The sequence below is a fragment of the Pseudonocardia lutea genome (genome assembly GCF_042658055.1).
Lineage (GTDB): Bacteria > Actinomycetota > Actinomycetes > Mycobacteriales > Pseudonocardiaceae > Pseudonocardia > Pseudonocardia lutea.
In genome coordinates this window covers 13,005-30,601 of record NZ_JBHSQK010000046.1, presented here as the reverse complement: position 1 = coordinate 30,601, position 17,597 = coordinate 13,005, and the positions used below count along the sequence as shown (strand labels likewise).

Annotated in this window: 15 protein-coding genes; all 15 read right to left on the bottom strand. The window is 71.8% G+C overall.

Annotated elements, in window-relative coordinates:
• Window positions 1-6: 6 nt before the first annotated feature.
• The 15 genes from nuoN to ACFQH9_RS18935 all read right to left on the bottom strand — a co-directional run bounded on the left by nuoN (window position 7) and on the right by ACFQH9_RS18935 (window position 17,566).
• Window positions 7-1,623 carry an NADH-quinone oxidoreductase subunit NuoN gene (gene nuoN, locus ACFQH9_RS19005; protein ID WP_379567490.1) on the bottom strand — a complete coding sequence of 539 codons (1,617 nt, stop codon included), beginning with the start codon at window positions 1,621-1,623 and terminating at the stop codon, window positions 7-9.
• Window positions 1,620-3,230 carry an NADH-quinone oxidoreductase subunit M gene (locus ACFQH9_RS19000; protein WP_379567508.1) on the bottom strand — a complete coding sequence of 537 codons (1,611 nt, stop codon included), beginning with the start codon at window positions 3,228-3,230 and terminating at the stop codon, window positions 1,620-1,622. The genes nuoN and ACFQH9_RS19000 overlap by 4 nt, the downstream gene beginning before the upstream one ends.
• 44 nt (window positions 3,231-3,274) lie before the next feature.
• Window positions 3,275-5,269: an NADH-quinone oxidoreductase subunit L gene (gene nuoL, locus ACFQH9_RS18995; protein WP_379567489.1), complete on the bottom strand. Its 1,995-nt coding sequence runs from the start codon at window positions 5,267-5,269 to the stop codon at window positions 3,275-3,277.
• Between the two features lie 11 nt (window positions 5,270-5,280).
• Window positions 5,281-5,580, bottom strand: coding sequence for an NADH-quinone oxidoreductase subunit NuoK (gene nuoK / locus ACFQH9_RS18990; protein WP_232869062.1), 300 nt, complete (start codon window positions 5,578-5,580; stop codon window positions 5,281-5,283).
• Window positions 5,577-6,455: an NADH-quinone oxidoreductase subunit J gene (locus ACFQH9_RS18985; RefSeq protein WP_379567488.1), complete on the bottom strand. Its 879-nt coding sequence runs from the start codon at window positions 6,453-6,455 to the stop codon at window positions 5,577-5,579. Before ACFQH9_RS18985 ends, nuoK begins: the two co-directional genes overlap by 4 nt.
• 20 nt (window positions 6,456-6,475) lie before the next feature.
• Window positions 6,476-7,033, bottom strand: coding sequence for an NADH-quinone oxidoreductase subunit NuoI (gene nuoI, locus ACFQH9_RS18980; RefSeq protein WP_379567487.1), 558 nt, complete (start codon window positions 7,031-7,033; stop codon window positions 6,476-6,478).
• Between the two features lie 3 nt (window positions 7,034-7,036).
• A complete protein-coding gene (gene nuoH / locus ACFQH9_RS18975) occupies window positions 7,037-8,308 on the bottom strand; it encodes an NADH-quinone oxidoreductase subunit NuoH (protein WP_379567507.1) in 1,272 nt (423 codons plus the stop codon).
• Window positions 8,309-8,334: 26 nt separating this feature from the next.
• On the bottom strand, window positions 8,335-10,800 hold the full coding sequence (locus ACFQH9_RS18970) for an NADH-quinone oxidoreductase subunit G (protein WP_379567486.1): 2,466 nt from the start codon (window positions 10,798-10,800) through the stop codon (window positions 8,335-8,337).
• Entirely contained in the window at window positions 10,797-12,164 is a 1,368-nt protein-coding gene (nuoF, locus tag ACFQH9_RS18965) for an NADH-quinone oxidoreductase subunit NuoF (RefSeq protein ID WP_379567485.1), read from the bottom strand. Before nuoF ends, ACFQH9_RS18970 begins: the two co-directional genes overlap by 4 nt.
• Before the next feature lies 1 nt (window position 12,165).
• Window positions 12,166-12,984 carry an NADH-quinone oxidoreductase subunit NuoE gene (gene nuoE, locus ACFQH9_RS18960; RefSeq protein WP_379567484.1) on the bottom strand — a complete coding sequence of 273 codons (819 nt, stop codon included), beginning with the start codon at window positions 12,982-12,984 and terminating at the stop codon, window positions 12,166-12,168.
• A gap of 31 nt (window positions 12,985-13,015) precedes the next feature.
• Complete coding sequence (locus ACFQH9_RS18955; protein WP_379567483.1) at window positions 13,016-14,353, bottom strand: NADH-quinone oxidoreductase subunit D; 1,338 nt, start codon at window positions 14,351-14,353, stop codon at window positions 13,016-13,018.
• Window positions 14,350-15,213, bottom strand: coding sequence for an NADH-quinone oxidoreductase subunit C (locus tag ACFQH9_RS18950; RefSeq protein ID WP_379567482.1), 864 nt, complete (start codon window positions 15,211-15,213; stop codon window positions 14,350-14,352). The genes ACFQH9_RS18955 and ACFQH9_RS18950 overlap by 4 nt, the downstream gene beginning before the upstream one ends.
• Window positions 15,214-15,217: 4 nt before the next feature.
• Window positions 15,218-15,769: a NuoB/complex I 20 kDa subunit family protein gene (locus tag ACFQH9_RS18945; protein ID WP_379567481.1), complete on the bottom strand. Its 552-nt coding sequence runs from the start codon at window positions 15,767-15,769 to the stop codon at window positions 15,218-15,220.
• Window positions 15,770-15,779: 10 nt separating this feature from the next.
• The gene (locus tag ACFQH9_RS18940; RefSeq protein WP_037053122.1) at window positions 15,780-16,145 is read right to left on the bottom strand and encodes an NADH-quinone oxidoreductase subunit A; all 366 of its coding nucleotides are present in this window, start codon (window positions 16,143-16,145) and stop codon (window positions 15,780-15,782) included.
• Between the two features lie 149 nt (window positions 16,146-16,294).
• Window positions 16,295-17,566, bottom strand: a complete 1,272-nt coding sequence (locus ACFQH9_RS18935) for a geranylgeranyl reductase family protein (RefSeq protein WP_379567480.1) — start codon at window positions 17,564-17,566, stop codon at window positions 16,295-16,297.
• Window positions 17,567-17,597 lie beyond the last annotated feature (31 nt).

Below are 17,597 nucleotides of genomic sequence, written 5' to 3'. Positions count from 1 at the left end.
CTCAGGTCAGCCCGTGAGCCCGCCCGCGCCGGCCCAGCCGAGCACCAGCGTCGGGACGACACCCAGCAGCAGCGTCACCACCACACCGAGGGTGATCGCGACGGTGGTGAACGCGCCCGGCACGGTGACCGTGGGCCCGTCCGCCGGCGTCTCGCTGAAGTACATCAGCACGATCACCCGCAGGTAGAAGAACGCCGCCACCGCCGACGCGACCAGCGCGATCACGACCAGCGGCGCCATCCCGTCCCCGAGCGCCGCCGAGAACACCGCGAACTTGGCGGTGAACCCGCTGGTGAGCGGGATCCCGGCGAGGCCGAGCAGCAGGAAGGTCATCACGCCGGCGAGGATCGGCGAACGCTTCGCCAGCCCCGCCCATTGCGACAGGTGGGTGGCCTCGCCGTCGGCGTTGCGCACGAGCGAGATCACACCGAACACGGCCAGCGTCGTGAAGCCGTAGGCCAGCAGGTAGAACAGCGTCGACGACACGCCCTCGGGGGTGATCGCCATGGCCCCGACCAACAGGAACCCGGCGTGCGCCACCGAGGAGTACGCGATCATGCGCTTGAGGTCGGTCTGGGTGAGGCCGAGCACCGCGCCGATCACCATGGAGGCGATCGCGACCGCCCACATCACCCCGCGCCACTCCCAGTGCGTCGACCCGAACGCGATGTGCAGCACGCGCAGGATCGCGCCGAACGCCGCGACCTTGGTGCAGGCCGCCATGAACGCCGTGATCGGCGTGGGCGCCCCCTGGTAGACGTCCGGCGTCCAGGTGTGGAAGGGGCCGACCGAGCCCTTGAACAGCAGCCCGACGATCAGCAGCGCGAGCCCGCCGAAGAGCAGCGCGTCGGACTTCGGGGTGCCCACCGCGGCGGTCGCGATGGCCGTGAGCTTGACCGAGCCCGCGTAGCCGTAGAGCAGGGCGAGCCCGTAGAGGAAGAACGCCGACGCGAACGCCCCGAGCAGGAAGTACTTGACCGCGGCCTCCTGCGACAGCAGCCGCCGGCGCCGGGCCAGCCCGCACATCAGGTACAGCGGCAGCGACAGCACCTCGAGCGCCACGAACATCGTGAGCAGGTCGTTCGCCGCGACGAAGGCCATCATCCCGCCGAGCGCGAACAGCGTGAACGGGAAGACCTCGGTCTGCATCGTCGGCGCCTCGCCCGGCGCCCCGTAGGACCGGTCGACGTGCTCCGGGTCGACGCCCGTGGGCCCGGTCGTGGTGCCCGGCGCGGCCGCGACCGACGCCCGCTCCACCGCCGAGGCGACGAACGCCCCGCCCGGCTCCACGGAGCGGTCCGCGATGAGCAGGATCGAGCCGAACCCGAGCACCAGCAGGGTGCCCCACAGGAACAGCGTCGGGGCGTCGACGGCCAGCGTCGACGCCAGGGTGACGACGCCGGCCTCGGGCGCGGCCCCGGCGTAGACCCCGAGCGAGATGCCCGCGACCGCGATCACCAGCACGGCCAGCGCGACCTGCGCGGGCCAGCGCTGGTGGCGGGGCAGGAACGCCTCGAGCAGCACCGAGACGCACGCGCCGCCGAGCACGACGAGCAGCGGCGCGATCGCGGCGTAGTCGATGGGCGGCGCCGTCAGCGGGGCCACCTGGGCGAGGGCGATCACCGGACACCTCCCACGAGACCGCCGGCCGGCACCGGGTCGGGCAGCCCGACCTCGCTGATCGTCGCCTGCACGGACGGGTTGATCACGTCGAGCACGGGCCCCGGGAAGAACCCGAGCACCACGATCACGAACACCAGCGGGGCGAGTACGCCGATCTCACGCTTGGTGAGGTCGGGGAACCCGCTGCCGCGCTTCGCGGCCACGGACGGGTCGATCATCGCCCCCGGTCCGCCCGCGCCGGCGGCCTCCAGCGCCCGGATCACGGCGTTGCCGCGGACCGGGCCCTGCATCGTCTGCTGGTAGAACCACAGGATGTAGAGCGCGGCGAAGATGATGCCGACGGTCGCGACGATCGTCGCGACCGGCTCCCGCGGGAAGGACCCCACCAGCACCAGGAACTCGCTGACGAACGAGTTGGTGCCGGGCAGGGCCAGCGACGACATCCCCGCCAGCAGCAGGCAGCCCGCCAGCAGCGGGGCCAGCTTGGAGACGCCGCCGTAGTCGCCGATCAGCCGCGAGCCGCCGCGGGCCACCAGCAGGCCGACCATCACGAACAGCATGCCGGTGGAGAGGCCGTGGTTGACCATGTACAGCGTCGCCCCGGCGAAGGCCTGGCTGGAGAAGGCGAACGTGCCGAGCGCGATGAAGCCGAAGTGCGCGATCGACGTGTACGCCACGAACCGGCTCATGTCCTTCTGCCCCACGGCGAGCAGCGCGCCGTAGATGATGCCGATCACCGCGAGCACCAGCACCAGCGGCGCCAGCACCTGGCTGGCCTGCGGGAACAGCGGCAGGCAGTAGCGCAGGAAGCCGAAGGTGCCCACCTTGTCCAGCACGCCGACGAGCAGGACCGCGGCCACGATCGGGGCCTCGGCACCGGCGTCGGGCAGCCAGGTGTGGAAGGGCACCAGCGGCGCCTTGATCGCGAAGGCCACGAAGAAGCCCAGGAACAGCCAGATCTGGGTCGAGGTCGGGGTGCTCTGCGCGATCGACTGCAGGTCGCTCCAGGTGAACGTGCCGGCGCCGAGCTGGTCGGCGCTCGTCACGTAGAGCCCGATCAGCGAGGCCAGCATGATCAGGCCGCCGAGCAGCGAGTACAGGAAGAACTTCACCGAGGCGTACTGCCGGTTCGGCCCGCCGAAGCGCCCGATGAGGAAGTACATCGGGATCAGCATCGCCTCGAAGAACACGTAGAACAGGAAGACGTCCGTGGCGGTGAAGACGCCCATCAGCGTGGCCTCGGTGGCCAGCAGCAGGGCGAAGTAGCCCGACGCCGTACGGCCCTCGGGCAGCTTCTCCGCCCAGGCGAAGAGCATCAGGCCGGGCACGAGGAAGGCGGTCAGCGCGATCATGACGAGCGCGATGCCGTCGATGCCGAAGGCCAGGTGCGTGCCGAAGGCCGGGATCCACGGGACCGAGAAGACGTACTGGAAGCGCTCGCCGGAGCTCGCCGCGTCGGTGGAGTACCCCACCCACGTCACGACGACGAGGACGAACTCGAGGAGCGCCGTCACCATGGCCACGGCCTTGGCCGCGGGGACGTTGCGGCGCAGCGGGTACATCAGCAGCGCGCCGACGAGCGGCAGGAGCAGCAGGACCAGCAGCATCACGTTGCCGCCGGTGTCCGGGGCGGTGTTCGTCACGGCGGCGTTCACGCGAACCTCACCGCCAGCAGGGCCGCGACGACGAGGACGCTGCCGCCCAGCATCGAGAGCGCGTAGGAGCGCACGAACCCGGTCTGCAGCCGTCTCAACCGGGCCGAGCCGCCCCCGAGGCCGGCGGCCAGGCCGTTGACCACCCCGTCGACCCCGCGGTTGTCGAGGAAGACCAGCGCGCGGGTGAGCCAGATGCCCGGCCGCTCGATGACGGTCTCGTTGATGGCGTTGGCGTAGAGGTCGCGGCGGGCCGCGCGCACCGGCAGCGAGACGGGCTCGGGCCGCTCGACCGGCGTCGGGCGGCGCCCGACGACCAGGTAGGCGACCAGCACCCCGAGCGCCGAGAAGGCCAGCACCAGCCACGGGACCACCGCGTGCGGCAGCACCCCGTCCGCGGACTCCTGCAGCTCGCCGAGCGAGGGCGCCAGCCACTGGTTCAGCCCGACAGCGCTGAGCACGAAACCGGCGAACACCGAGCCGATCGCCAGCACGATCATCGGGCCGGTCATCACCGGCGGCGACTCGTGCGGGTGGTAGGCCTCGCCGTCCGGCGCGGTGAGGGTGCGCCAGCGCTCCTCGCCGAGGAACGTCATGATCATCAAGCGGGTCATGTAGAAGGCGGTGAGCCCGGCGGCGAGCGTCGCCGCGCCCCCGTAGACCCAGCCCTGCCAGCCCTCCCGGCCGAACGCGGCCTCGATGATCGCGTCCTTGGAGAAGTAGCCGGACAGGAACGGGAAACCGATCAGCGCGAGGTAGCCGAGGCCGAAGGTCACGAAGGTGATCGGCATCCGCCGGCCGAGGCCGCCGAAGTTGCGCATGTTCACGTCGTCGTTCATGGCGTGCATGACCGACCCGGCCCCGAGGAACAGCCCGGCCTTGAAGAAGCCGTGGGTGAGCAGGTGGAAGATGCCGAGCGCGTAGCCGGCCGGGCCGAGCCCGACGGCCAGGATCATGTAGCCGATCTGGCTGACCGTGGAGTAGGCGAGCACCTTCTTGATGTCGTCGTAGGCGCAGCCGATGATCGCGCCGATCAGCAGCGTCACCACCCCGATCAGCGCGACGACCACGCGTCCGGTCGGGCTGAGGTCGTAGATCGGGTTCGTGCGGGCGATGAGGTACACGCCCGCGGTGACCATGGTGGCCGCGTGGATGAGCGCGGAGACCGGGGTCGGGCCCTCCATCGCGTCGGGGAGCCACGCCTGCAGCGGGAACTGGCCGGACTTGCCGCAGGCGCCGAGCAGCAGCAGGAGCGTGATCGCGAGGACGGTGCCGCCGCCGAGCTCCCCGATCCGGGCGAAGACCTCGGTGTACTGCAGCGTCCCCAGCTCCAGCCAGAGCAGGAAGATCGCGATCGCCAGCCCGACGTCGCCGACCCGGTTCATCAGGAAGGCCTTCTTGGCGGCCGTCGCCGCCGACGGGCGGTCCTGGTAGAAGCCGATCAGCAGGTACGACGCCAGGCCGACGCCCTCCCACCCGAGGTAGAGCAGCACGAAGTTGTTGCCGAGGACCAGCACGAGCATGGCCGCGACGAACAGGTTGAGCTGCGCGAAGAAGCGGCGCCGGCTCGAGTCCGACGACGGCTCGGCGTGTGCGTCCTCGTCAACACCGTGGCCGCCCGCGTGCGGTGCCATGTAGCCGACCGAGTAGATGTGGATCAGCGATCCGACACCGGTGATCAGCAGCACGAAGGTCAGCGACAGCGGGTCGATCCGGAGCCCGAAGTCCACGTCGAGCGCGCCGGAGGCGATCCACGAGTACAGCGACACCTCGGTGGTGCGCTGCTCGGCGGCCAGGCCCAGGGTCTGGACGAAGATCACCACGCCCAGTGCGAACGACGCGAGCACGGAGGCGACGCCGAGCACGTGGCCCCACGCGTTCGCGCGCTTCCCGGCCAGGAACAGCACCAGTGCGCTGAGCGCGGGGATCGTGAAGAGCAGCCAGGCCACCGACGCGGCGCCACCCGCCGGCAGCACCTCAGGGGGAGCGGTCATCGATGAGGCTCCTAGTACTTCAGCAGGTTCGCGTCGTCCACGGAGGACGAACGACGGGTCCGGAAGATCGACATGATGATGGCCAGCCCGACCACCACCTCGGCCGCGGCGACGACCATGACGAAGAACGCCATGACCTGGCCGTCGAGCTGGCCGTTCATGCGGGCGAAGGTCACCAGCGAGAGGTTCACCGCGTTGAGCATCAGCTCGATGCACATGAACACGACGATCGCGTTGCGGCGCACGAGCACCCCGATCGCGCCGACGGTGAACAGCAGGCCGGAGAGCAGCAGGTAGTTGGTGGGGCTCATGTGCGGTCCTCCTCGCCGCCCGTGGTGCCGCCCGTGGTGCCGCCCGTGGTGCCGCCCGTGCTGCCCGCGCGCTCCAGCTCGGCCCGCCGCCCCTCGGTGAGGGCGTGCGCGTCGGCCGGCGGCCGCGGGTGCTCGTCGACCTCGTGGCCCTCGATGATCTCCGAGAGCGACTCGCGGGCGATCGAGCCGTCGGGCAGCAGGGCCGGCACGGCCACCGAGTTGGCCGTGGCGTAGACGCCGGGGCCGGGCAGCGGGGAGATCCGGGCGTGCTCGCCGCGCAGCCGGGCGACGACGGTCGCCCGCTGGCCCCGCTTCGCCGCCGGCTTCTTCTGCGCGAAGCCCAGCACGATCGCGCCGAGCGCGGCGGTGATCAGCAGCGCCGAGGTGAGCTCGAAGGGCAGCAGGTAGTCCGTGAAGATCAGCCGCCCGATGCCCGGCAGGTTGCCGTTCGAGGCCGCCAGGCCGAGCCCGGCGGACGGGATGGCGAAGGCCGTCCGGCCGACGCCCGCGACCAGCAGCAGCGCGAACGCGAGGCCGAGCAGCACCGCCGCGACCCGCTGGCCCCGCAGCACCTCGACCACGGAGTCCGAGCTGTCCCGGCCCACCAGCATGAGCACGAACAGGAACAGCATCATCACGGCGCCCGTGTACACGATGATCTGCACGAACCCGAGGAAGGGCGCCTGCTGCATCAGGTAGAGGACCGCCAGCGAGAGCATCGTCAGCACCAGGAACAGCGCCGAGTGCACCGCGTTGCGGGCGAGGACCATGGCGATCGCCGCGGCCAGCGCGATCGGCCCGAGGATCCAGAAGACGATCGCCTCTCCCACCCCGGCGTCGCCGGCGGTGGAGGCCGCCTGCGCGAGGACACTCATCGGTTCGCTTGCAAGCGCGCTCACGGGACCTGCTCCCCCACCGGCTCGCCCGGCACGTCCTCACCGGCCGCGGACCTCCGTGCCAGGACCGGGCCCTGCACGTAGTAGTCCTGCTCGTCGGTGCCGAGGCGCATCGGGTGCGGCGGCTGCTCCATGCCCGGCAGCAGCGGCGCGAGCAGCTGCTCCTTCGTGTAGATCAGGTCCTGCCGGTTGTCGTCCGCGAGCTCGTAGAAGTTCGTCATCGTGAGCGAGCGCGTGGGGCACGCCTCGATGCAGAGCCCGCAGCCGATGCACCGCAGGTAGTTGATCTGGTAGATCGCGCCGTAGCGCTCCCCGGGCGAGTAGCGCGCCTCCTCGGTGTTGTCGCCGCCCTCGACGTAGATCGCGTCGGCCGGGCAGGCCCAGGCGCACAGCTCGCAGCCCACGCACTTCTCCAGCCCGTCCGGGTGCCGGTTGAGCTGGTGGCGGCCGTGGTAGCGCGGCGCGGCGGGCGGGAAGTCCTCGGGGTACTCCTCGGTGACGACCTTCTTGAACATCGTCGAGAAGGTGACGCCGAAGCCCTTGAAGAACTCGAACATCGTCTACTCCTCCTCCGTGCCGGAGAGCGCACCGGCGGGCTCCCGCGTCTCGACCGGCGCGCGACGCCGGCGCGGCGCCGCCGGGACCTTCAGGTCCAGCGGCGGGACCGGGTAGTCCGAGGCGGCCTCGACCTCCTGGTCGGGCGTCCGGCGCTCGGGCAGCAGGAAGGCGACCGCGAGGATCGCCAGCACCACGATGCCGATCGTGATCAGCAGCGCCGCGGTGGACTCGCCGCCCGTGGTGTTGCGATAGGCGCGGATCGCGAAGATCACCAGGATCCAGCCGAGGCTGACCGGGACCAGCACCTTCCAGCCCAGCCGCATGAACTGGTCGTAGCGGAAGCGGGGCAGCGTGCCGCGCAGCCAGATGAAGACGAACAGGAAGATCAGCGTCTTGATCAGGAACGCCACGAACATGAGCCAGCCGTTGTCGTTGAACGACGACAGCGGCCAGGGCCAGCGCCCGCCGCCCAGGAAGAGCGTGGTCGCCATGGCCGAGACGGTGACCATGTTGACGTACTCCGCCAGGAAGAAGAGCGCGAACTTCAGGCTCGTGTACTCGGTGTGGAAGCCGCCGACCAGCTCCGACTCCGCCTCCGGCAGGTCGAACGGGGCCCGGTTCGTCTCGCCGACCATCGCGATCACGAAGACCACGAAGCTGGGGACGAGCAGGTAGAAGTACCAGCCCGAGCCCTGCGCCGCGACGATGTCCGCGGTGGACAACGACCGCGCGTAGAGCACGACCGCGACCACCGACAGGCCGAGCGCGATCTCGTAGGAGATCACCTGCGCCGCCGAGCGCAGCGCCCCGAGCAGCGAGTACGGCGAGCCGGAGGCCCAGCCGCCGAGCACGATGCCGTAGACGCCGATCGAGGAGCAGGCCAGCACGACGAGCACGCCGACCGGGAGGTCGACCAGCTGCAGCACCGTGCGCTCGCCGAAGATCGAGACCTCGCCACCGAACGGGATGACCGAGAAGGCCAGGAACGCCGGGATCGTGGAGATCACCGGGGCGATGAAGTAGACCTTCTTGTCGGCGAGGACCGGCATGATGTCCTCTTTGAAGGCCAGCTTGAGCCCGTCGGCCAGCGACTGCAGCCAGCCGTTGGGCCCCACCCGGTTCGGCCCCGGACGCTGCTGCATCCGGGCCACGACCTTGCGCTCCCAGTTGATCATGAACAGGGTCAGCACCACGCCGACCGCGAACAGCACGACCACCTTGAGCACGACCAGCCAGAGCGGGTCGTCCGCCAGCAGCTGCTGGGTGCGGGTCATGCCGTCGACGGGATCGATCGCGGGGTTCACCGCGCACCTCCTGCAGGGCCGGCCGGGGCGACCCGGACCAGCGCGCCGTGCCCGACGCCGAGGGTGCTGCGCACCGCGGAGCCGGGCGAGTTGGCCGGGAGCCAGACCACGCCGTCGGGCAGGTCCGCCAGCTCGACCGGCAGGGTGATCGCGCCGCGGTCGGTGGCGACCCCGGCCGCGTCGCCCTCGACGAGCCCGAGCCGCTCGGCGGTGGCCGCGTTGGTGCGCACCCGCGGCGGGCGGGCGGTGCCCGCCAGCGCCGGCTCGTCGACCAGCAGCGAGCCCTCGTCGACCAGCTGCCGCCAGGTCGCCAGCACGGCCTGCCCGACCTGGGCCGGGCGCGGCGTCGGACCGGGCTCGACCGTCGGGGCGGCGGCGGTGCCGGTGTACCGGCCGAGCCGCTCGAGGTCGCCCGCCGCGGCCGCCGGGGTCTGGGTGAACAGGTCCGCGTCCATCTCCACGGCCAGGGTGTCGAGCACCCGGCAGTCCGGCAGCACCCCGGCGGCGTCGAGGGTGACGCCGAACGGGCGGAGCCGGCCCTCCCAGTTGAGGTAGCTGCCCTCGCGCTGGGCGTCGGGCGCCACCGGGAGCACCACGTCGGCGCGCTCGGTCACCGCCGAGGCGTGCAGCTCCAGGCTGACCAGGAACCCGACCTTCTCGAGCGCCGCGAGCGCGGCGGCCGGGTCGGCCAGGTCGTGCGGGTCCACCCCGCCGACCACCAGCGCGGACAGCTCGCCGGTCGCGGCCGCGGCCACGATCTCGTCCGTGCTGCGGCCCGGCGTGGCGGGCAGCGACCCCTCCGGGAGCCCCCACGCCCGCTCGACCTCGGCGCGGGCCGCCGCGTCGGTGACGGGGCGGCCGCCGGGCAGCAGGGTCGGGACGACCCCGGCCTCCAGCGCTCCCCGGTCGCCGGCCCGGCGCGGGATCCAGGCGACCTTCGCGCCGGTCCGGGTGGCCAGCGCCGCGACCGCGGAGTACAGGCCGGGCACCTCGGCGGCGCGGTCACCGACGAGGATCACCGCGCCCGGTGCGGACAGGGCGTCGACCAGCTGCCTGCCGGCGTCGTCCGTGGCGGCCATGAGCTCGCGCAGCACCGCGGCCTCCGCACCCGGCACGGACCGGACGAGCGTGGCCTTGGTCTTGCGGGCCCCCGCGGTGGTCCACTGGCCGAGCTGGAAGACCTTCTGTCCGCGCTTGCGGACGGCCTTGCGGATGCGGAGGAAGACGATGCCGGCCTCCTCCTCGAGGTCCAGCCCGACCGCGAGCACGCTCGGCGCGGCCTCGACCGCGGCGAAGCCGACGCCGGTCTCCGGGGTGGTCCCCAGCGTGGTGGTGAGGAACTCCAGCTCCTCGGCGCTGTGCGGACGGGCCCGGAAGTCGACGTCGTGGGTGCCGGCCGCGACCCGGGCGAACTTGGCGTAGGCGTAGGCGTCCTCGACGGTCAGCCGGCCGCCGGCCAGCACGCCGATCCCCCGCCGCGCCCGCGCGGCCAGCAGGCCCTCGGCCGCGACCCGCAGCGCCTCGGTCCACGAGGCCTCGGCGAGCTGGCCCGACGCGTCGCGCACCAGCGGCCGGGTGATCCGCTCCTTGGACTGCAGGTACCGGAAGGCGAACCGGCCCTTGTCGCAGTTCCACTCCTCGTTGACCTCGGGGTCGTTGCCCGCGAGCCGGCGCATGACCGTGCCGCGCCGGGAGTCGTTGCGCTGCGCGCAGCCGGAGCTGCAGTGCTCGCAGACGCTCGGGGTGGAGCGCAGGTCGAACGGCCGCGAGCGGAACCGGTAGGCCGCACTGGTCAGCGCGCCGACCGGGCAGATCTGGATGGTGTTGCCGGAGAAGTAGCTCTGGAAGGGCTTGTCCTCGGCGGTGCCGATCTGCTGGTCGGCGCCGCGCTCGAGCAGGTCGATGAACGGGTCGCCGGCGATCTGCTCGGAGAAGCGGGTGCAGCGCTGGCAGAGCACGCAGCGCTCGCGGTCGAGCAGCACCTGGGTGCTGATCGGCAGCGGCTTGGGGAAGGTCCGCTTGGTCTCGACGAACCGCGAGTCCGTGCGGCCGCTGGACATCGCCTGGTTCTGCAGCGGGCACTCGCCGCCCTTGTCGCAGACCGGGCAGTCCAGCGGGTGGTTGATGAGCAGCAGCTCCATCACGCCCTGCTGGGCCTTGTCGGCCACCGGCGAGGTGTGCTGGGTCTTCACCACCATCCCGTCGGCGACGGTCATGGTGCAGCTGGCCTGCGGTTTGGGCATCGGCCGCCCGCCCATCTCCACCTCGACCAGGCACTGCCGGCAGGCGCCGGCCGGGTCGAGCAGCGGGTGGTCGCAGAACCGCGGGACGATGATCCCCAGCCGCTCGCAGGTGCGGATGAGGATCTCGCCCTTGGGCGCGTCGACCTCGATGCCGTCGATGGTCAGCCGCACGTGGCCCTCGGGCACGGGGGCCTTCTCGTTCTCGGGAGCGAGTGTCATGCGGGGGCTCCGCTCAGGTTCGTGCTCGTGGTCCGTTCCGCGAGCTCCACGTCCGCCAGCTGGTTCGGCCGCGCGACCGCGGGCTGCCGGGCGATCAGGTCCAGGAACTCCTGGCGGAAGTACTTGATCCCGCTGGTGATCGGGCTCGTGGCCCCGTCGCCCAGCGCGCAGAAGGAGCGGCCGAGGATGTTGTCGCAGACGTCGAGCATGGTCTCGACGTCGGACTCGGTGCCCTCGCCGTGCACCATCCGCTCCAGGATCTGCACCAGCCAGTAGGTGCCCTCCCGGCACGGCGTGCACTTGCCGCAGCTCTCGTGCTTGTAGAACTCGGTCCACTTCATGACCGCCCACGGCACCGAGACGGTCTCGTTGAAGACCTGCACCGCCGTGGTCCCGAGCATGGAGCCGGCGCCGGCCGCGCCCTCGAAGTCCAGGGGGACGTCCAGGTGCTCGGCGGTGAACATCGGGGTGGAGCTGCCGCCGGGGGTCCAGAACTTGAGCGGGATGCCGTCCTTCATCCCGCCGGCCAGCTCCAGCAGCGTGCGCAGCGTGATGCCCATCGGGGCCTCGTACTGCCCGGGCCGCTCGACGTGCCCGGACACCGAGTAGATCTTCGGGCCCGGCGACTTCTCCGACCCCATGGTGCGGAACCAGTCCGAGCCGCCGGCCACGATGAACGGCACCGACGCGATGGTCTCCACGTTGTTGACCACGGTGGGCGACGCGTACAGCCCGGCCGTCGCCGGGAAGGGCGGCTTGAGCCTCGGTTGACCACGCCGCCCCTCGAGCGAGTCGAGCAGCGCCGTCTCCTCGCCGCAGATGTAGGCACCCGCGCCGGCGTGCACCACGATGTCCAGGTCGAACCCGGAGCCGAGCACGTCCTTGCCCAGGTAGCCCTTGGCGTAGGCCTCGGCCACCGCGGCGCGGACCCGGCGGATCGGGTGCAGCGCCTCCCCGCGCACGTAGATCGCGCAGAAGTTCGCGCGGATCGCGTAGCTGGTGATGATGCAGCCCTCGATGAGCGAGTGCGGGTCCGCCATCATCGTCGGGATGTCCTTGCAGGTCCCCGGCTCGCCCTCGTCGGCGTTGACCACCAGGTACTTCGGCTTGGCGCCCGGGCCCTCGGCGCCCTGCGGGATGAAGGACCACTTCATGCCCGTCGGGAAACCGGCGCCGCCGCGGCCGCGCAGGCCGGAGTCCTTCACCAGCGTGATCAGCTGGTCCGGGTGGGCCTGCAGCGCGGTGCGCAGCGCCCGGTAGCCCCCGGTCCGCTCGTAGGTCTCCAGGGTCCAGGACCGCTCCTCGGACCACCGGCGGGTGAGGACCGGGGTGAGGGTGTCCGGAATCGTCTCGGGTGCGCTCATCTCACTTCTCCGGGAGAGGCGGCAGGGCCGGGGGCTCGTCGGGCAGCGCGGGGGCGGCCCAGCCGCGCTCGGCGGCCAGGGCGGTGCCGCGCAGGGACTCCGGCGCGGCCGACGGGCCGGCGACGGCCGCCGCGGCGACCGTCTCGTCGTCCGTGAAGCCGGCCAGCTCGAGCTCGACGGTGCGCAGGTCCGTGAGCGGCGCGCCGCGGGTCGGCGGCGGCTTCTCGCCGCGGCGCAGCGCCTCGACGAGCGCGACGGCGGACTCCGGGGTCTGGTTGTCGTAGTACTCGTAGTTGACCTGCAGCACGGGGGCGAGGTCACAGGCCGCGAGGCACTCGGCGTGCTCGAGGGTGATCGAGCCGGGGGTGCCGGGCTCGCCGGCCGTCTCCTCGTGGGCGAGGGGACGGTCCGGGGTGCCGAGCGCCTCGGACAGGCTGCGGTAGATCGCGTCGCCGCCGAGCGCCGCGCACAGCGTGTTCGTGCAGACGCTCACCAGGTGCTCGCCGCACGGGGTGCGCTTGTACATCGTGTAGAAGGTCGCCACCGCGCTGACCTCGGCGGTCGTCAGCTCCAGCTGCTCGGCGCAGAAGCGGATGCCGTCCTGGCTGACGTACCCCTCCACCGACTGCACGAGGTGCAGCAGCGGAAGCAGCGCGGAGCGCGCGACCGGGTAGCGGGCGATGATCTCCTTCGCCCGCTGCCGGGTCAGCTCGTCGAAGGTCGGCGAGACGGGGTGCTGGTCGGGCTGCGCCGACCAGGTCCGCTCGGCGGGCGCCTCCGGCCCGGACAGCTTCTCGGGAGTCCCCTCCGGCAGTGTCATCGCGCCACTCCGCTGCGCTCCGTGGACGGTCTCAACGGTCCACACCTCCCATGACGGGGTCGATGCTCGCGACGGCCGCGATGACGTCGGCGACCATGCCGCCCTCGCTCATCGCCGGCATCGTCTGCAGGTTCACGAAGCTGGGGTCCCGGACGTGGACCCGCACCGGCCTGGTCCCGCCGTCGGACACGAGGTGGTAGCCCAGCTCGCCGCGCGGCGACTCGACGCACGAGTACACCTGCCCCGGCGGGACGTGGAAGCCCTCGGTGACCAGCTTGAAGTGGTGGATCAGGGACTCCATGGACTGGCCCATGATCTTCCGGACGTGCTCGAGCGAGTTGCCCATGCCGTCGCTGCCGAGGGACAGCTGCGCGGGCCACGCGATCTTGCGGTCCTCGACCATCACCGGGCCCGGCTCGATCTTCGCCACGGCCTGCTCGATGATCTTCAGCGACTCGTGGATCTCGGCCACCCGCAGCCGGTAGCGGGCGTAGCAGTCCGCCTCGGTCGCCGTCGGGACCTCGAACTCGAACTCCTCGTAGCAGGAGTACGGCTCCACCTTGCGCTGGTCCCAGGGCAGGCCCGCACTGCGCAGGATCGGGCCGGTGGCGCCGAGCGCCAGGCAGCCGTCGACCGGCAGGTACCCGACGCCCTCGAGGCGCTGCCGCCAGATCGGCTGCCCGGTGAGCAGCTTGTCGTAGTCGGGAAGGCGCGATTTCATCACCTTGACGAAATCGGTGACCTTCTCCTTCCAGTCCTCCGGGAGGTCCTGGGCGAGCCCGCCGGGCCGGATGAACGCGTGGTTCATGCGCAGCCCGGTCAGGTACTCGAGCAGGTGCAGGACCTCCTCGCGCTCGCGGAAGCCCGCGGTCATGCCGGTGAGCGCGCCCAGCTCCATGCCGCCGGTGGCCAGGCACACCAGGTGCGAGCCGATCCGGTTGATCTCCATGAGCAGCACGCGGATCAGCTGCGCCCGGCGCGGGGCCTCGACCTCGAGCAGCTTCTCCACGCCGAGGCAGTAGGCGGCCTCGTTGAACAGCGGGGCCAGGTAGTCCATGCGCGTCACGAACGTGACGCCCTGGGTCCAGTTCCGGTACTCGCAGTTCTTCTCGATACCGGTGTGCAGGTAGCCGATCACCGACCGGGCCTGCGTCACGGTCTCGCCCTCGAGCTCCAGCACGAGCCGCAGCACGCCGTGCGTCGACGGGTGCTGCGGACCCATGTTGATCACGATGCGGTCGTCGTGCTCGTCGGCGGACACGCTGTCCAGCAACGAGTCCCAGTCGCCGCCGGTGACCGTGTAGACGGTGCCCTCGGTGGTCTCGCGGGACTCCGCGTACGGGTCGCCGGAGAAGTCGGTGCTGCTCATGAGTAGGCCCTCCGCTCGTCGGGCGGCGGTATCTCGGCGCCCTTGTACTCCACGGGGATCCCGCCCAGCGGGTAGTCCTTGCGCTGCGGGTGGCCCTCCCAGTCGTCCGGCATGAGGATCCGGGTCAGCGCGGGGTGGCCGTCGAAGACCACGCCGAACATGTCCCAGGTCTCGCGCTCGTGCCAGTCCGCCGTCGGGTAGACCTCGACGACGCTGGGCACGTGCGGGTCGGCGACGTCGAGCGCGACCTCGAGCCGGATGCGCCGGCGGTAGGTCATCGACAGCAGGTGGTAGACGACGTGCAGCGGCTGGCGCACCGGCGGCGCGCCCGTGCCGGCGGGCGCGGTGTAGTCCACGCCGGACACGCTCGAGCAGAGCTCGAAGCGCAGCGCCGGGTCGTCCCGCAGCGTGCGGCAGAGCTCGACGATCCGCTCGCGCTCCACGTAGAACGTGATCTCCCCGCGGTCGATCGTGATCTGCCGGACCGCCGACCGCGCGATCCCGCGGCCGTCGAGGGCCTCGCCGAACGCGTCGGCCAGCTCGTCGAACCAGCCACCGTAGGGCCGCTCGGCCGGCGCCGGGGCGTAGCCGGGCAGCGTGAGCCCGCCGAAGCCGGAGGTGTCGCCGGTGCCGCGGACGCCGAACATGCCGCGGCGCTCGCGGGTGGGGGCGAGCCGGGTGCCGCCCTCCGGGGAGGTGTCGGCCGCGCCGTCGGTGCTCTGCTCGACCTCGCCCTCGCGCGGCGGCTCACCGCCGCGGGCCCGCTGCTCGGCGAGCGCGGCCCCGCTCTCCTCGGCGGAGGACTGCTTCCCGCCGGTGGGTTCCTGGTCGTCCTTGGACGTTCCCGTGGGTTCCGTCATCGGGTCACTTCTTCTTCGCGTACTTGATCGACGACGGGACGAGCTCGGTCTTGTGCCCGCTCGCCGCGAGCTCGGCGGCCCGCTTGCTGCCGAGCGGCTCGTCCATGATCTTCGCGTGGATCTTGAGGATCGCGTCCATGAGCATCTCCGGGCGCGGTGGGCAGCCGGGGAGGTACATGTCCACCGGCACGACGTGGTCGACGCCCTGCACGATCGCGTAGTTGTTGAACATGCCGCCGGAGCTGGCGCACACGCCCATCGCCAGCACCCAGCGCGGCTCGGGCATCTGGTCGTAGATCTGCCGCAGGACCGGTGCCATCTTGTTGCTCACGCGGCCGGCCACGATCATCAGGTCGGCCTGCCGCGGCGAGGCCCGGAAGACCTCCATGCCGAAGCGGGCCAGGTCGTAGCGGGGCGCGCCCGTCGTCATCATCTCGATCGCGCAGCACGCCAGGCCGAAGGTGGCGGGCCAGAGCGACGACTTGCGGGTCCAGTTGACCAGCTTCTCCACGCTGGTCAGCAGGACCCCGCTGGGCAGGTGCTCCTCGAGTCCCATCGCGGACCCCCTAGTTCCAGTCGAGGCCGCCGCGGCGCCACACGTACGCGTACGCGAAGCCCACGGTGACGATGAACAGGACGATCTCCACCAGGCCGAACAGGCCGAGCGCGTCCGCGTTCACCGCGAACGGGTAGAGGAAGACCATCTCGATGTCGAAGAGGATGAACAGCATCGCCGTGAGGTAGTAGGCGACCGGCATCCGGCCCGCGCCCACCACGGGCTTCGGCGAGGGCTCGATCCCGCACTCGTAGGAGTCCAGCTTGGCGCGGTTGTAGCGGCGCGGCCCGACGTACGGCGCGGCCGTCACCGAGAACAGCGCGAACGCTCCCGCGAGGACGAACATCAGGAACAACGCGAGATAGGGATCGAGCATCGTGCACCTTCGTTGTCTGCACTGCCGACTGGTCTTTGCGTGGCGGTGGTGACCCGGCCGGTCCGCGGCGCGACCCTACGTGTGCGGGGTCACGCCGGGACGGTCAGGCCCGCCTTACCGGGGCGGGCCGCCGTCCGGTCCCCGGGCTCTCAGAGGGCCGGGGTGAGCCTGGTCAACGCGCCGAGGATGCGGTCGCTCCACTCCCCCTCCTTCCGGTTCCGCGCGGTCGACGGGTCGTCGTAGAGGTTGGCCAGCAGCTTCAGCAGGGCCTGCATGACCGAACGGCGCGGCAGGCCGTGCCGGGTGGCGACCCGCATGACCCGCGGGTCGCCGATCAGCCGGGCGGCGACGGTGCCGAGCCGGTAGTAGCGGCCGAGCGCCCGGCTGATCTCCCGCGGGTACGCGGCCAGCGCGGCCTCCCGGGAGTCGCCGGACCGGGCGAGGGCCTGCACCGCGCACCGGGCGGCCACCGTGGCCGACTCCATCGCGTAGGCGATGCCCTCGCCGTTGAGCGGGTTGACCATGCCCCCGGCGTCGCCGACGAGCAGCAGGCCTGGGCGGGCGTGCGGGGTCCGGTTGAAGCCCATCGGCAGCGCGGCGCCGCCGATGCCGCCGACGGCGTTGTCCTCCCGGTAGCCCCACTCCTCGGGCAGGCCGTCCAGCCAGGACCGCAGCAGCGCCCGGTAGTCCCAGGAGCCGCCCTTGCGGTCGGTGGACAGGACGCCGAGCCCGACGTTCGACGTGCCGTCGCCCATCCCGAAGATCCAGCCGTAGCCGGGCAGCAGCCGCGGGTGCTCCGGGTCGGCCCGGTCCCAGATCTCGAGGTGGGTCTCGAGGTGGTCGTCGTGCGTGCGGGGGCTCGTGTAGTAGCGCCGGACGGCGACCCCGAGGGGCCGGCGGTCGTCCTTGGCCATGCCCAGCGAGAGCGCGACCCGTGCCGAGACGCCGTCGCAGGCCAGGGTCAGCGGCGCACGGTACGACACCGGCCGCTTCTCCGGGCCCTCGTGCCCCTCGACGCCGACGACCCGGCCGGTCCGCTCGTCGGTGAGCGCGGCGGTCACCGTCGTCGCCTCGCGCAGCCGGGCGCCCTGCCGCTCCGCGTGCCGGACCAGCAGCTCGTCGAAGTCCTGGCGGGGGCGGACGGCGCCGAAGTCGGGGAAGGTCGCGAGCGTGGGCCAGGGCAGGTCCATGCTCACCCCGCCGGCCACGACCCGCAGGCCGCGGTTGTGCAGCCAGCCGTTGTCCTCGGAGCAGTCGATGCCCAGGTCGATGATCTGCTTCATCCCGCGCGGGGTGAAGCCGTCGCCGCACACCTTGGGGCGCGGGAAGGTCGCCTTCTCCAGCAACAGCACGTCCAGCCCGGCCCGGGCCAGGTGGGTCGCCGCGGTCGAGCCGGCCGGGCCGGCGCCCACGACGATCACGTCCGCGTCGGCGGTCGGGGCCGGTCGAGCC